12 protein-coding genes and 1 pseudogene are annotated in these 14,700 nt (G+C 59.4%); 2 read left to right on the top strand and 11 right to left on the bottom strand.

Annotated features, from left to right (window positions below; translation table 11 throughout):
* Nucleotides 1-12: 12 nt before the first annotated feature.
* The 6 genes from RUW20_RS03280 to RUW20_RS03255 are packed head-to-tail and all read right to left on the bottom strand — an operon-like array spanning nt 13 to nt 6,145.
* Nucleotides 13-1,335, bottom strand: coding sequence for an oligosaccharide flippase family protein (locus RUW20_RS03280; RefSeq protein WP_313950766.1), 1,323 nt, complete (start codon nt 1,333-1,335; stop codon nt 13-15).
* Nucleotides 1,332-2,327: a glycosyltransferase family 2 protein gene (locus RUW20_RS03275; protein WP_313950765.1), complete on the bottom strand. Its 996-nt coding sequence runs from the start codon at nt 2,325-2,327 to the stop codon at nt 1,332-1,334. The genes RUW20_RS03280 and RUW20_RS03275 overlap by 4 nt, the downstream gene beginning before the upstream one ends.
* A 12-nt stretch (nt 2,328-2,339) precedes the next feature.
* Nucleotides 2,340-3,428, bottom strand: coding sequence for a DegT/DnrJ/EryC1/StrS family aminotransferase (locus RUW20_RS03270; protein ID WP_313950824.1), 1,089 nt, complete (start codon nt 3,426-3,428; stop codon nt 2,340-2,342).
* A 14-nt stretch (nt 3,429-3,442) separates the two neighbouring features.
* On the bottom strand, nt 3,443-4,513 hold the full coding sequence (locus RUW20_RS03265; RefSeq protein WP_313950764.1) for a glycerol-3-phosphate dehydrogenase/oxidase: 1,071 nt from the start codon (nt 4,511-4,513) through the stop codon (nt 3,443-3,445).
* The gene (locus RUW20_RS03260) at nt 4,510-5,085 is read right to left on the bottom strand and encodes an acyltransferase (protein ID WP_313950763.1); all 576 of its coding nucleotides are present in this window, start codon (nt 5,083-5,085) and stop codon (nt 4,510-4,512) included. The genes RUW20_RS03265 and RUW20_RS03260 overlap by 4 nt, the downstream gene beginning before the upstream one ends.
* Nucleotide 5,086: 1 nt before the next feature.
* Nucleotides 5,087-6,145, bottom strand: coding sequence for a Gfo/Idh/MocA family oxidoreductase (locus RUW20_RS03255; RefSeq protein WP_313950823.1), 1,059 nt, complete (start codon nt 6,143-6,145; stop codon nt 5,087-5,089).
* A 569-nt stretch (nt 6,146-6,714) separates the two neighbouring features.
* On the opposite strand from RUW20_RS03255, the pseudogene RUW20_RS21620 reads away from it, so the two are divergent.
* A pseudogene (locus RUW20_RS21620) lies at nt 6,715-6,999 on the top strand (Hsp33 family molecular chaperone HslO); the annotation flags it as partial.
* Between the two features lie 25 nt (nt 7,000-7,024).
* Nucleotides 7,025-7,507, top strand: coding sequence for an Hsp33 family molecular chaperone HslO (locus tag RUW20_RS21615; protein WP_409559293.1), 483 nt, complete (start codon nt 7,025-7,027; stop codon nt 7,505-7,507).
* A gap of 83 nt (nt 7,508-7,590) precedes the next feature.
* On the opposite strand, the gene RUW20_RS03245 is transcribed toward RUW20_RS21615, so the two are convergent.
* The 5 genes from RUW20_RS03245 to RUW20_RS03225 form a co-directional block, all read right to left on the bottom strand.
* A complete protein-coding gene (locus RUW20_RS03245; protein WP_313950761.1) occupies nt 7,591-8,496 on the bottom strand; it encodes a diguanylate cyclase in 906 nt (301 codons plus the stop codon).
* Nucleotides 8,493-9,134 (bottom strand): chemotaxis protein CheC, encoded by a 642-nt coding sequence (locus RUW20_RS03240; RefSeq protein ID WP_313950760.1) that lies wholly within the window; start codon nt 9,132-9,134, stop codon nt 8,493-8,495. Before RUW20_RS03240 ends, RUW20_RS03245 begins: the two co-directional genes overlap by 4 nt.
* Nucleotides 9,127-9,489, bottom strand: a complete 363-nt coding sequence (locus tag RUW20_RS03235; RefSeq protein WP_313950759.1) for a response regulator — start codon at nt 9,487-9,489, stop codon at nt 9,127-9,129. The genes RUW20_RS03240 and RUW20_RS03235 overlap by 8 nt, the downstream gene beginning before the upstream one ends.
* 389 nt (nt 9,490-9,878) lie before the next feature.
* Nucleotides 9,879-10,928: a Glu/Leu/Phe/Val dehydrogenase gene (locus RUW20_RS03230; protein ID WP_313950758.1), complete on the bottom strand. Its 1,050-nt coding sequence runs from the start codon at nt 10,926-10,928 to the stop codon at nt 9,879-9,881.
* Between the two features lie 73 nt (nt 10,929-11,001).
* Nucleotides 11,002-14,604, bottom strand: a complete 3,603-nt coding sequence (locus RUW20_RS03225; protein WP_313950757.1) for an indolepyruvate ferredoxin oxidoreductase family protein — start codon at nt 14,602-14,604, stop codon at nt 11,002-11,004.
* Nucleotides 14,605-14,700 lie beyond the last annotated feature (96 nt).

Here is a 14,700-nt window from a genome sequence, read left to right as displayed (position 1 = left end):
ATTTTTACCTGGTTACCGCCCCACTGGGACCGTGTTACTGAGCAATCGCCAACCCAACAGTCGACTGGAGAAAATTACCAACATTAAAATGCCGCAGAGATAGCTAAGGGCGGTTCCCAAGGCAGCGCCCTCGATACCGATCAGTGGCAGCAGTACGGCTGCCATAATAATATTGGCTCCCACTGCAGTCATTTGCTGTGCGGCCTGATATCCCGGGTGACCGGAGACCACCATCAAGTTATCAAAGGGAACCAATACTGAAATCAGGTTCAAACCCGCCAAGAGAATCAGGAGCGATGGCAAGCCTTCAAGAAGCCCCTTTCCGGGAACCATCCAGGCGGCAAGGACGTAGTAGGCGATGACGAGGAGCATGGACAACACCAAGACTACCGGCTGGACAAACCTTCTCGATTGAATCCGCAGGCGTCGGGCCTGTTCCCAGTTACCGTCGCGCACCGCACCAACCAAGACTGGATTGAAGTTGATTCGAATCATCGCCAGGACCTGGTATAGACCATCCACCAGCATCGCGGCAAAACTGTAGATCCCCGTTGCGCGATCATTCAGAAAGAAGCCGATCAAGAGGACGTCGATTCGTGAATTGACTTCCGCGAACATTCCCCCTGCCAGGCCTTTTGTGCCAAATGCAAAATGCTTTCGCACCCAAACCGCGGAAAAGGTCATGGACTCCGTGGGCCGGCACTTGATGAACCAGACGACGGCGCCCAAGGCCGTTCCAACTTCGGCGACAAAAAAAGCCAAAGTCGCCAATTCGATGGGCAAGGAGGACGCGGCAATTGCCGTGACCGTCAGCATCACCATCAGATAGCGGAAGCCTTGCAAGATCGAAAATACCCTCATCTCTTGCAAGCCATTGAGATAAGCGAGGAGCACCTTGTTGAGGGGGAAGAGCAACAGGCCGAGCGCCGAATAGCGAACCGCAGCAGCGGTCTGCGAACTCTCAAAAATCGCCGCAAACAGTGGTTCTGCCAAGACAGTCAAGGCGGCTGCGAGCACCCCCGAAACAAGGGCCATAGCGGCGGCAGTAAAAAGCATGGTCCCGCGCTCTACCGGGTTCTCCTTGAAAAACGCGGCATGTCTCAAGACGGAATAATGGATGCCCCAGATCGCCAGCTGCGAAATGACAATGTAGACTGCATACGCAAGATTGAAGACGCCCAGCGCCGCCGCATCCCGCAATGCGGTGACAGCAACGTTGATGACAATGCCACTAATCGCGAGGACGAAGAAGCTGCCCATGGACCATGCAATGTCTCTCGTCAGTTTGTGCTTGCTTAGGCTGTCTCTTATCGTTTCGAACAGCGATACCATCATCCAGGCCTTGGCTTGCGCTTGATCTCCCGATGTTTCAATGGGGGATTGAGGTGCTTGTTCTCTTCATAGTCAAACCACATTGCAAAGAAAAGCGAGTTGAACCCCAGCGAGAAGGAAAACAACCAGCTCAGAAATGTAATTTCGGGGATATGCCCCTGGCCGACCCACAAAGCGATCAGACGAATGAATAGTGCCGCACTCAGGCCAACACCAAAAAAACTCATTGCGTAGAAAAATACCAGCGGGTGGAAATTGCGAATGATGTATTTTTCCTTGAGACGCCAGAAAAACAGACGAATCAGCAGGGAGCCAATCGTGAAGATAGCCTTGCGCACGTTGATGCCGGATTTCTCTCCAACGTTGTACACGGGCTCGATCGGTACATCGATAACGCGCATCTCGGCGACGTTCAGCTTCACCAGAAGATCGTTCGGCTGACCATAGCGCTTGTACATGTTGTCCCAGTCGATGGCCCGCAGCGCAGAGCGGTTGATGGCGGTGTAACCTGTCTGAGAATCAGCCACATGCCAGTAACCGGAGGCAATTTTGGTCAGCAGGGAAAGCGCCGAGTTGCCAAAAAAACGAACCTTTGGAATTTTCTTGAAGGCTTCGCCTGTCACCAGACGGTTTCCCTTGGTGTAATCCGCCTGACCATCGACGACCGGGTCGAGAATGGCGGGCAAATCATCGGGATCCATCTGCCCATCGCCAGCCATGACGACAGCCACGTCATAGTCGTGGTCTCGCGACCACATGTAGCCGGTCGCGATGGCCCCTCCGACACCCTGATTGACCTCGTGCTCGAGCAATGTGACCCGCCCTGCGCCATACTGGGGGTGCTGCCGAATGACTTCAGAGGTCTGGTCGCGACTGCGATCATTCACGATAACAATCATGTCGACGATGTCGGGCATGGTCTCGATTACGCGGGCAATCTGGGTTTCTTCGTCATACGCCGGCACGACCACCACGACGGAATTATTCTTGTACATGCTCCCCCCTCTTCAATCGGCAAAACACCCAATGATCATTTGCTGTTCAGCGTGCTCAAGGTAGGGATGCATCGGAAGGCTGAACACCCTGGAGGAGACAAGTTCAGCCGTCTTCAGAGTGCCGGAGGTCCGACAAATCCCCTGATAGGCAGGTTGAAGATGAAGCGGGACCGGGTAGTGAACTGCCGTCGGCACCCCTTTCACCGTGAAGCGATCAAGCACAGACTCCCGATTCTCAACCTGAACGGTAAACTGACCCCAAACGCAGGTTCTATCTGGTCGAATCACAGGCTGCTGGACAGAGGAAAGCCCCTCTAGCAGGCCGAGGTAGTGCTCGCCACGCAGCAAGCGCTGTTCGACTTCCCACTCGAAGTGTTCCATCTTCGCGAGAACGACGGCGCATTGCAGGGTATCCATGCGACCGCCGACGCCAATCCGCGTATGAACGTAACGTTTTTCCTGACCATGTACGCGAATTTCCCGCATCGCTTTGGCGAGTTGATCGTCGCTTGTAAAGATGGCCCCTCCGTCGCCATAGCAGCCAAGGGGCTTGCTCGGGAAGAAGCTGGTGCAACCAATGGTGGACAGATTACAACTCTTCTTGCCCTGATATTCGGCGCCAAAGCTCTGCGCTGCATCTTCGATGACCGTCAGCCCGTGCCTGGCCGCGATGGCATTTATTTCGTTCATATCCGCCGCTTGCCCATAGAGGCTGACCGGCATGATTACGCGAGTCCGCGGGCTGATCGCAGCCTCGATCTTCTTGACGTCGATGTTGCAGGTATCCGCTTCGATGTCGACAAAGACCGGGGTGGCGCCCAGCAAGGCGATGACTTCGGCCGTGGCGACGAAGGTGAACGGGGTAGTGATGATCTCATCACCCGGCTTGATATCGAGTGCCATCAGGGCAATGAGAAGCGCCTCGGTACCGGAGGCGACAGTGATGCATTGCTTCGCCCCGGTGTATTCAACGAGCTTGCCTTCGAGTTCAAGCACTTCGGGGCCCATGATGTACTGGCCGTGGTCGAGCACTTTCTGGATGCGTGCGTTGATTGAAGTCTTGAGCGCCTGATACTGGGCCTGCAGATCGATGAATTGAATTTTCACTTTTTCTTTCAATGCTGCGATTTGGTCAGCACGGCGGCAGCAAGTGCCCTCGCAGTGGTCCATTTGCCGCCAAAGACGTTGAGCAGCCGGCCCTGACGTTCAATCACCGATTCCCGACTAGCGGCGGAATAATCGGTTTTGCTCGCAACAATCGGGCGGATACCGGCAAAGCGTGCAAGTATATCCTGCTGCGCTATGGGTTCAGAAAAACAACGGTTGTAATTGTCGATCAGGTAGCCGACTTCGGCCTCGGTGGGCGCACAGTGGTCGGGGTCACTCTGGCTGACTTCCGTGGTGCCGAGCAGGGTACGTTCCCCAAGGGGGAGAACAAACAGGATGCGCTTCTCGCCGGGCACCTGGAGAACACAACCTTGCTCACGTTTGCCCGGTATGACGATATGGCTACCGCGGATCAGGTCAAGGCGGTAGGCGCTGGTCACGCCTGAGTCGGCAAGGAGCTTTTCCGCCCAAGGGCCGGCAACATTGACGACACGGTCGTAGCTGGCACTGGAGCCGCCAAAACTGACCTCTCCTGTCGTCGCATCGAGCCTCAGCACGGGAGTCTGCTCGTGCAGTCTGGCGCCTGCCTGCCTTGCTTTTTCAGCAGCCCACAGACCCAGTTGGTAGTCGTCCATCTGGGCATCCCAGTAGCCATAGGCGCCCAGCAGTTGCTCCCGTCGCAGCGCAGGGAAGCGGTCGACCACCTCGGTAGCGCTGTACCAACGGCCACGTGGGAACCCGGATCCGAGTGCCAGCAGGTCGTACAACCGGATGCCTGCTCCAACCAACCACTTCGCCCGCCCGCCTTGCCGATAGATTGGGATGAGCAACTGCAATGGGCTGGCAAATTGTGGTGCCTGCCGGACCCACCAGGAGCGCTCCTGCAGCGCTTCGCGAACCAAACCCAGATGACCGTGTTCGAGGTATCGCAATCCACCGTGCAGCATTTTGCTGGAGCTGCTGCTGGTGGCGGACATCAGTTGGCCTTTTTCGTAGAGATCGACGCTATCGCCCCGCCGGGCAAAGGCCCAGGCGGTCATCACACCGTTGATTCCGCCGCCGATCACCGCGACCCTCATTCAACCGCCAATGTCGTCCCCGTCAGCTTGTAGGTCTTGCCGGTGATCGGGCATTGGAGCAAGGCATCACCCTCGAGCGGAAGGTCGAGTCGGTCGCCATGCTCGTTCATCCAGCCGATCTGCCGTGCCGGCACGCCCGCCATCAAGGCATAGGGCTTGACATCGCGGTTGATTACGGCGCCAGCAGCGACAAAGGCAAACTCGCCCACGGTTACACCACAGACGATGGTGGAATTGGCTCCCAGCGTCGCCCCTCTTTTCACCGTCGTAACCCGGTATTCATTCTTGCGGGTAACCGCAGACCGCGGGTTATACACATTGGTAAAGACCATGCTCGGCCCGCAGAAGACATCGTCCTCAAGATGGACCGCATCGTAGATGGAAACGTTGTTCTGAACCCTGGCGTTGTTACCGATCGTGACATCATTGCCGACGAACACATTCTGGCCGAAGGAGCAATCCTGGCCGATGCGCGCACCGGCACAGATGTGGGCAAAATGCCAGACTCGGCTACCGTCGCCGATGACAGCACCCTCGTCCACGATCGCGGATGAGTGGATGGTAATTGCCACGTCAGTAATCCAGCGGCAAGGCGACCCGCTTGCCGTCACGCGCAGCCAGATAGGCGGCAATCAGCACTTCCAGCGACTTCAGCCCTTCGCGACCATCGGTTTCAGGCTCGGCCTCGCCACGCATGACTTTGATTACATTATCGTAGTAGAGCGGATGACCGAAACCGTAAACCGACGTGGTTTGGTAGTTGGCGGAAGCGATCTGCTCGTCTTCCGGCCGCTTCTCGGCGAACTCCCAGTGCTGGATCTCGTTGACTGCCACACCGCCAACCCGCACGGAACCCTTTTCACCTAGAATCGTGACGCTACCTTCCAGATTCCTTGGGTAGGTCAGCATCGTGACGTTCATCGAACCCAGCGCACCGGAACGCCAGCGAACGCTGAGCACCCCGGTATCCTCGACCTCGATGTTGCGCTCCAAAGTGGAGGTATAGGCCTGCAGGCTTTCGATGGGGCCGATCAGCCAGTCCAGCAGATCGACATAATGACTGGCCTGGTTCATGAAGGCGCCACCATCGAACTCCCAGGTCCCACGCCACTTGGCACTGTCATAGTACTCCTGCGGGCGGGTCCAGAAGACGTTGATATTGACCATGTAGATGCGGCCGAAGCGCTTCTGCTCAACCGCACGCTTCAAGAGCTGCAGAGTGGCGTTGCGCCGGTTCTGCTTGACTACGAACAGGCGCACGCCGATATCGTCGCAAGCCTTGACCATGCGCAGACCATCCTGCCAGCGGGTTGCCATCGGCTTCTCGGTCATCACATGACGGCCTGATTGTGCGATCTCGATAGTCTCCTCCGAGTGCAAACCACTCGGCGTCGACAGGACGACCACATCCGCCGTGGTCGTTTTGAGCATATCGGTCAGGCTCGCATGCCCTCTGGCGCCGGTACATTGGACGGCTTTGTCAAGCGCCTTGCGGTCAACGTCGCAAACATCGACGATTTCGATGTGCTCGCCGTGCTGCTGCATGGCGCTAAAGTGATTAGCCGCGATGCGTCCGCAGCCAACAAGCGCCATGCGGATCTTGCGACCGGTAATCGTGGGGTAGTTATGCATTGTTTCCTCTTGCAGGCGGAGTTCGGTACAGCCGACGTCGGCCCCAGCATGGCGATCGAACAGGCATTCCAGGTCGGCCAATAAGGGTTACTCGCTGCGGCATGGTGAGCGCCATTTCGAGATCCCGTCGTGACCAGCGGCGACCACCAACGAATCCACCGGATACCCATCATTAATGGTTACAAGCTGGATGCCGTATTGACGAGCAATCTATTCATCATTGAGCGGACAGCAGAATTCTACCAGCAAGTGACTGCGGCGAGAGGAAGCAGTCCACGAGACTTGTCGCACTGGCCCTCGTCGAAACCGGCGGGATCCACATCCCCGGTGACTTCGTCGACTAGCGCAAGGTGGGTATCAGTGTCGACCAACTCGCCGACTGGAACGGCCGCGCCGGTTGGCAGCGGCTGCTCAACTAGCGTGGCACGACCTGGAAAGGGCTTGCTGAAGACAAGCACGAGAACGCTCTTGCTCGCCAGCAACCCTGAAGCAGCTCGGACGCCCGCCCACCCAGTTGCGCGGTAGCTTCGCTGCTGGTCATCGACTGCAACGAGCCGCAGATCCGCGGCATGGGCAGGTGCAGCGCGGCCGTTGCCGCGGGCTCCGCTGCGGACCTGCTCGGTGAAGGCCAACTACAACTGGCGCTCGCCATGCCGTCAATGCACGAGCCTTACCAGAACATCGTGCCACTCACCGGCGACCGCATCGCCGAAATCTTCGAGCACTACCTCGGGCAATCGGAGCAGTTGCCAGCACGCCTGTTTCTCGCCACTTCGGCGGACGGTGCCGCCGGCCTCTTTCTGCAGCGCCTGCCCACCGCCGAACAACGCGACGCGGGCGGCTGGACACGTATCGAAGGGCTCGCCGCGACAGTGAAACCTGCTGAACTGCTGTCACTGCCCCCCCAACGAACTGCTGCTGCGCCTTTTTGGCCAGGAGACGGTCCGTCTCTTCGCCACCCGAGCGGTCGCCTATCACTGCCCGAAAGACTGGGGAAAGGTGCGTTTGATACCGCGCTCGCTCGGTCGCTGCGAAGTTTACGCGGCTCTCCCGGAACACGGCGAAGTCGTGATCAAGGACGATATCTGTAACCGTGAATACCGTCTTGACGCGCAGGCCACAGACGAGTTGCTTTGTGATCCGCCGTCAGACACGTCACCGACCGTCCACGAGCAGAGGAACCAGCCCACTCGGCGCGGCGCCCCGGAAATTGCCAAACGCTGCAGAACGGGCGTCCGCTTGATCGCAGGGATCATCTCGATCCCCAGCGGGTTCTTGCAGCGCCGGTTCCTCGCGTGTCAGGTGCCGGGATCCGTGTTTCGCGCTGGTGTGGTCAGCGGGCTTTCGGCGCGGCTACCCTAATCGGCCCATCGAGCCGCGTAAGAGCGGAGATCTGGGCGCGATGAACGGCCTTATGCCGTGGCAGTACTCTGCCACCAGCCCAATCAAATTCTCACGAACCGGTTTCGGCCTGCATGTTTCGCCTGGTAGAGAGCGTCATCTGCCCTTTTCAGTAGCGTATCCGGGGAGTCATCAGCGACCAGGGTTGAAATTCCGAGGCTGATGGTGACCTTGATGGGCTTGTCATCGAATCGGTTCTCCATCTCCTGAATATGTACTCTAAGGTTTTCGGCCACGGTTTCGGCGGCCTCGGCGCCCGTTTCCGGGAGCAGGCAGCAGAACTCTTCGCCGCCGTAGCGGGCGAAAAAATCGGTCTTCCTGATTACAGATGCCGCTTTTCCCGCAACGGACTGCAGGATTAAATCTCCGCCCTGGTGGCCATAGGTATCGTTCACTTTCTTGAAGAAATCGATGTCGATCATGATCAGGCTCAAGGGTCGAAGATACCTCTGTTGCCTTGTACACTCATCCTTCAGGCGCGACTCCAGAAATCGTCGGTTGTAGACCCCGGTTAGCGCATCTTTCGTATTCATCTCAACCAATTTCTGCTCGTAACTGGCAAGCTCGGTTACGTCCTGAACAATCAGGAAGATGCCGGAGATGCAATTGTCTTTGGAGCGAAGCGGCCCCATGCTGCAGCTCTGCTGCATCATGTCGAAGCGCGAACCGAACGAACTGTCCGGTTTGAATGGAAAGAGAAAGCGATGCAGTTTTTGAGAAAAGAATGCGAAGTTGCCGAAGGTCAAAACCGACTTGCAGTTTTTGTTGAAACTGGCGGTGTTCAATTGGGGAAAGAAATCGAGAACGGGTTGGCCGACAATCCGTGCCGCAGGTATTCCACTATGCATCGCCATCCAGCGATTCCAGTGCCGAATGGCCATGTCCCGGTCGAAAACGACCAGACCGAAGTTGACGGTGTCGAAGATCTGGCTGAGTTCGCTCTGGGTCACTCGTACTGCTCCATAAACTTCGCCAGGGCTTTTTTCAGCCAGACAATCGATTCATTGCTGGTAACCAGGAACAGGAAGCCATCAACGTTGCGCTCGTTGAAACAGAAGGTAGTTTTCAGAACGATTGCAGAGGAGTAGCTTTCAAAGATACTGCTCGGGATAGCGTCGTTGGAGGTGTTTTCGGTGACCACACGGGGGGGAGAATAGGTGACGGAGTCGCCCAGGAGCTCGGACAGCTTGCCAACGCAGGCGCCGATGAGAATATTGCCCACCTCCATCAGGGTTTCTTTTTCCAATCCGTAAATTGGCTCCGAGCCGAGTTCTTCGGTACCGTCGCCAAAAAGCGAGACCAGCTCTCTGCCGGCACTGGCTTGAAAAGCAAGAAAAGCACTTCCCTTGAACTCTCCCCAGAAATTCTGTTCGACAATGGTGATGCGGTGATACGCACTGACCTGCTTCTTAAGATATTCCGGGAGGTCCTGTGCCCTGAGCATCTGGATGTCGGGCACGCTGAGGACAACAAAAATATTGATCACCTCGGCAAGGTCGGCAGCGGCCTTGCCGAACGCAATGTTCATGATTTCCTGAAGAATATCCTTTTCTTCATCCGACACAACATCGAACGAGTAGTCATCCATCGGCCTGCCGCAGATTCTTTTCGGCTCTTGTCAGAGCATCTTCAACCGAAGCCTTTGAGGAGGGTTTTCTTACAACCAGCAGAGCGCCCAGTGCCAGTATCCTGGTAATCGACTTGACTTGAATATCTGCCGTGCAGGCAATGACGACGGCTCCTGGGTCAAGTTCGATAATCTTTGCGGTGGCTTCATTGCCATCCATGACCGGCATGGTCAGATCCATGAAGGTTACATCCGGTCGGATCTCTTTATACGCCTCAAATCCGGCCAACCCATCACTGGCTTCGAACAACTCGTAGCCACGATCTTGTGGAATGCAGCTCTTCAGCATCCTTCGGGAGATCGGCGAATCATCCACGAGAAGTATCGTTTTTATCATGATCGGCAGTCAATATTTCCAATAATCTACAAATAAAATCAAGAGGATAGCAGGAAGGGTTGGCGAACCGAACCATTCGGGAGTATAGGTACCGCCATCAAGCGCTGTCAATCGCGGAGTTGACTGCGGTTGACCATGCAAAGGGCCTGGACCCCGGCGTCGCTGGCTGCCGGAACGAACGGCAGCCGACGGCCAAACCCGCCTGCGGCCCTGGAAAAACCGATGCGCGAGTTTAACGACCACGCTGCGTTGGGATTAGCCGATCATGATCGCGCCTCTGGCGATTGTCGTCGTGGCGTGGCGAGACAAGATGGCCAAGTTGCCCGCGCGCACCACCATCGAAGAGCGGCGCACGGGCAGCCTGGATATCAGCGGCGGAAGCGTTCTTCGGCAATCACGTCGGCCACTTCGCCGGTCGGGCGTTGTTCCTGGCGGGCGCGGTCGAAAATTTCCATCAGGTTGTCGTAGATGCCATCGATGTGGTGGATCAGGGCATCACGGTCAAAGCCGATACGCTCGTGATAGATGTCGATGATGCCGCCGGCGTTGATCACGTAGTCCGGTGCGTACAGGATGCCGCGCTTCATCAGGTCCACGCCATGGCGCGTTTCGGCCAACTGGTTGTTCGATGCGCCGGCGATGATCGGCGCCTTGAGCTGCGGAATGGTCTTGTCGTTGAGCACGGCGCCCAGCGCACAGGGCGCGAAGACGTCCACGTCCTGCGCGTAGATCTCCTCCACTCCGACAACGGTGGCGGCCAGTTCGTCGCGGGCACGATCGACCTGCTCCGGGTGAACGTCCGCCACCCACAGCTTCGCTCCGGCCGCGTGCAGCTGAGACGCGAGATCGAAACCGACATTGCCGACCCCCTGCAGGGCGACGCGCAAGCCGTCCAGCGAGTCGCGACCGAGCTTCTCCTTCACTGCCGCGCGGATGCCGACAAAAGTGCCGTAGGCGGTGGCCGGCGACGGGTCGCCGCTACGCATGCCGACGTCGCTTTGCTTGTCCTCGATGCCGGCGATATGCGGCGTGATCTGGCGCATCAGTTTCATGTCCGCGACGTTGGTACCGGAGTCCTCGGCAGCGATGTAGCGGCCGTTCAAGCGGTCAATCGCGCGCGCCAGTGCTTGCAGCAGCTGCGGCGTCTTGTCGAGACGCGGATTGCCGATCACCACCGCCTTGCCGCCGCCCAATTTGAGGTTGGCCATCGCCGACTTGTAGGTCATGCCGCGTGACAGGCGCAGCACGTCGCGCACCGCGTCCTCTTCGCTGGCGTAGGCCCACATGCGGCAGCCACCCAGCGCGGGACCGAGATTGGAATTGTGCACGGCGATGATCGCTTTCAGCCCGCTCTTGTCGTCGCTGCAGAACACGACTTGTTCGTGGTCGGCGAAATCGCTCAGGGAAAATACGGCCATGTCTCTCCTTTTCTGGTCATCAAGGGTGTGCCAGGCCGGTCAAGGCTGGTTGCCTGGAACAGCGGCGCGGGGATCAGCCCGGGATCACCGCAATCGTCTTGCGCGGGCGCGGCTGCCCGCTGGCCGCAGGTGCTTCGCGGTTGCGAAAGGCAGTCAACAGCATGGCCTCGCGCTGTTTGGCGGAGGCATGGTAGCGCTCGCGCACATGGCCAAAACCCCGCACTTGCTCGGGCAGGCTGGCGAGCTCGAGGGCGGCCGCGTGGTTATCAGGCGCCAAGGCGGCGATGATCTCGGCCAGCACAGCCTCGTAGTCAACGATCAGTTGCCGGTCGAGCTTGCGCTCGGCGCTGCGCGCGAAAGGATCGAGCACACCGCCTCGCAGGCGCTTGAAACGCGTCAACAAACGCAGCCCTTTGAGCATCCAGGGACCGTAGCTGCGCTTCATCAGCTGACCACCGGGGTCCTTCTTCGCCAACAGCGGCGGCGCCAGGTGGAAGACAATCCGGTAGTCACCCTCGAAGCTTTCCTCGACCCGCTTGAGGAAATCGCCATCGCTGTATAGCCGCGCCACTTCGTACTCGTCCTTGTAGGCCAGCAGCTTGTAGTAGCCGCGCGCGACAGCCTCGGTGAGCAAGGTGATGCCTGGCGCCATGGCCTCTTCGGCCTCGCGCACGCGGCTCACCAACCGCGTGTAGCGGTCGGCGTAGGCGGCATCCTGGTATGCAGAGAGTTGCTCCCGGCGGCGTGCAATCACTTCCTCGACGCTGGTGGACAAGCGGTGATGCTCCGGCAGACCGCTTTGCGGCCGGGCGGCCTCGTTCACCGCTGCCGGATCAACCGCCGCGCGACGACCCCACTGGAACGCCGCCTTGTTGCCGGCGACTGCCGTGCCATTGATCTCGATGGCGCGCATGATTGCCGCCTTGCCGAGCGGCACCAGTCCCTGCTGCCAGGCGTAACCGAGCATGAACAGGTTGGTGGCGATCGAGTCGCCGAGCAATTCGGTGGCCAATCGCGACGCTTCGAGGAACTCGACGCGGTCTTCGCCGACGGCTTCGACGATCTGCTGTTCCATCGAATGGCCGGGAAAGACCGGGTCCGGGTTGGCCAGCACGTTGCCCGAGCGCGCCTGCGCGGCAAAGCCGCGGACGAACTCGCTGGTGTTGGTCTGGTCGCGGTTGATGACCACCCGGGTGTGTCCCAGGCGCATCTTGGCCAGCGATTCGTCGCTGGCGGCCACCACCAGGTCGCAACCGATCACCGCATTGGCCTCGCCGGCGGGCACCCGCGCCGCGTAGAGTTGATCCTGGCGGTCGGCGATACGCACGTGCGACCAGACGGCACCGCCTTTCTGCGCCAGACCGGCCATGTCGAGGACCGAAATGCCTTTGCCTTCGAGGTGCGCGGCCATCCCCAGCAGGGCGCCGATGGTGACCACGCCGGTACCGCCGACACCGGTGACGACGACACTCCACGGCGTCGTCGTGACGGGCAGTGTCGGGATCGGCAACTGGTCGAAGGCATCGCCGCCGGCCTCCGCCGCTTTACCCTTGCGCAGCTTGCCGCCCTCGATGGTGACGAAGCTCGGGCAAAAACCCTTGATGCACGAGAAATCCTTGTTGCACGACGACTGGTCGATCGCCCGCTTGCGGCCGAACTCGGTGTCCACCGGCACCACCGACATGCAGTTGGATTTGTCGCTGCAATCGCCACAGCCTTCGCAGACGCGGTCGTTGATGAGCACACGTTTGGCCGGGTCAGGGTAAGTACCGCGCTTGCGACGGCGGCGTTTTTCGGCGGCGCAGGTCTGATCGTAGATCAGCGCCGAGACGCCGGGCAGCTCGCGCAGCTCGCGCTGCACGGCGTCGAGTTCGTCCCGGTGGCGGATCGGTACGCCTGGTGGCAAGCCCGAACGCTCGTAGGCGCGCCCGCTGCCGTCGTTGACCACGACGATCTTCTGCACGCCTTCGGCTGCCAGCTGACGGGCGATGATCGGCACCGACAGGTTGCCATCGTGCGGTTGGCCCCCGGTCATTGCCACCGCATCGTTGTAGAGAATCTTGTAGGTGATGTTCACTCGCGCCGCCACCGCCGCCCGGATGGCCAGGATTCCCGAGTGCATGTAGGTGCCGTCACCCAGATTGGCGAAGACGTGACGGGTACTGGTGAAAGGCGATTGACCAATCCAGGGCGCCCCTTCACCACCCATCTGACAGAAGGTCGAGGTCGATTCCGGCGACAGCCAGGTGGCCATGTAGTGACAGCCGATGCCGGCCAGCGCGCGCGAGCCCTGTGGCACCCGAGTCGAGGTGTTGTGCGGGCAACCCGAGCAATAGTGCGGCACACGCTGCAGCGACGGGTGCGGCCTGGCCAGCGCCGCCTCCTTGGCTTCCAGGAACGCGAGGCGGTCCTTGATGCGTTCCGAAGTGTAGATGCGCGCGATGCGTGCAGCGATCACCCGTGCCACCATCGCCGGCGTCAGTTCGCCGGCCGACGGCAGCAGCCACTCGGCGTGCGGCAGCGCCCATTCGCCGGTTTCGTCGAACTTGCCGATGACTCGCGGGCGCACCGATTCGCGCCAGTTGTAGAGTTCTTCCTTGAGCTGGTATTCGAGAAACTGTCGCTTCTCCTCGACCACCAGGATCTCGTCCAGTCCGTCGGCGAAGGCACGCACGCCTTCTGCTTCGAGCGGCCAGACCATGCCGACCTTGTAGACGCGCAAGCCGATCTCGGCTGCCACCTTGTCGTCGATGCCGAGGTCTGCCAGGGCCTGACGGACGTCGAGATAACTCTTGCCGCTGGTGATTATCCCGAGCCTGGCGTTCGGGCTGTCGATGACGGTCTTGTTGAGTCCGTTGGCGCGGCAGTAGGCGAGCGCGGCGTAGAGCTTGTGATGCAGCAGGCGCTCTTCCTGCACCAGAGGAGGATCGGGCCAGCGCAGGTTGAGCCCGGCAGCGGGTAAGCGGAAGTCGGTGGGGATCACGGTGTGCACGGCGAACGGATCGATGCTCACCGATGCCGAGGTTTCCACCGTGTCGGTGAGTGCCTTGAAGGCCACCCAGCAACCCGAATAGCGCGACAGCGCAAAGCCGTGCAGGCCATATTCGAGGTAATCCTGGATGCCTGCAGGCGCGAGCACCGGCATCATCAGCGCCTTGAAGACGTGCTCGGTCTGATGCGGCAGGGTGGAAGACTTGGCCGCGTGGTCGTCGCCGGCGATTGCCAGCACACCCCCGTATCGCGACGTTCCCGCGGCATTCGCGTGACGAAACACGTCACCACTGCGGTCAACGCCGGGGCCCTTGCCGTACCAGATCGAGAATACCCCGTCGTAGCTGGCGTTGGGGTCGAGGTTGACCTGCTGCGACCCCCACACCGCGGTCGCTGCCAGGTCTTCGTTGAGACCGGGCTGAAAGCGGATGTGTTGCGGCTCGAGGTAGCTGGCGGCTTTCCAGTATTCCTGGTCTACGCTGCCCAGTGGCGAGCCACGGTAGCCGGTGACGAAGCCAGCGGTATTCAGCCCGGCGGCCTGATCGCGCCTGCGCTGCATCATCGGCAGGCGAACCAGAGCCTGAATGCCGGTCATGTAGGCCTGGCCGCTGGCCAGAGCGTACTTGTCGTCGAGACTCGCGTTGCGCAGGGCGCTAGCGCCAGCGTTGTCCTTGGGCTCATTCATGACCTGTCTCCTTGTTGGCTCTCTTTTTTATGCGCATGGTACAAACACTCTCTGCTATCGTAAATTCACAAATACATTGTCGAGGTATTCGAATAA

This window comes from Accumulibacter sp., assembly GCF_032229525.1.
GTDB lineage: Bacteria > Pseudomonadota > Gammaproteobacteria > Burkholderiales > Rhodocyclaceae > Accumulibacter.
This window is presented reverse-complemented; position numbering and strand designations above follow the sequence as displayed.

Bases quoted from the DNA above. Each gene is read 5' to 3' on its own strand.
- RUW20_RS03275 (WP_313950765.1), bottom strand. From the start codon at position 2,327: ATGTACAAGAATAATTCCGTCGTGGTGGTCGTGCCGGCGTATGACGAA.
- RUW20_RS03265 (WP_313950764.1), bottom strand. From the start codon at position 4,513: ATGAGGGTCGCGGTGATCGGCGGCGGAATCAACGGTGTGATGACCGCC.
- RUW20_RS03255 (WP_313950823.1), bottom strand. From the start codon at position 6,145: ATGCATAACTACCCCACGATTACCGGTCGCAAGATCCGCATGGCGCTT.
- RUW20_RS03230 (WP_313950758.1), bottom strand. From the start codon at position 10,928: ATGGCCGTATTTTCCCTGAGCGATTTCGCCGACCACGAACAAGTCGTG.
- RUW20_RS03280 (WP_313950766.1), bottom strand. From the start codon at position 1,335: ATGATGGTATCGCTGTTCGAAACGATAAGAGACAGCCTAAGCAAGCAC.
- RUW20_RS03225 (WP_313950757.1), bottom strand. From the start codon at position 14,604: ATGAATGAGCCCAAGGACAACGCTGGCGCTAGCGCCCTGCGCAACGCG.
- RUW20_RS03240 (WP_313950760.1), bottom strand. From the start codon at position 9,134: ATGGATGACTACTCGTTCGATGTTGTGTCGGATGAAGAAAAGGATATT.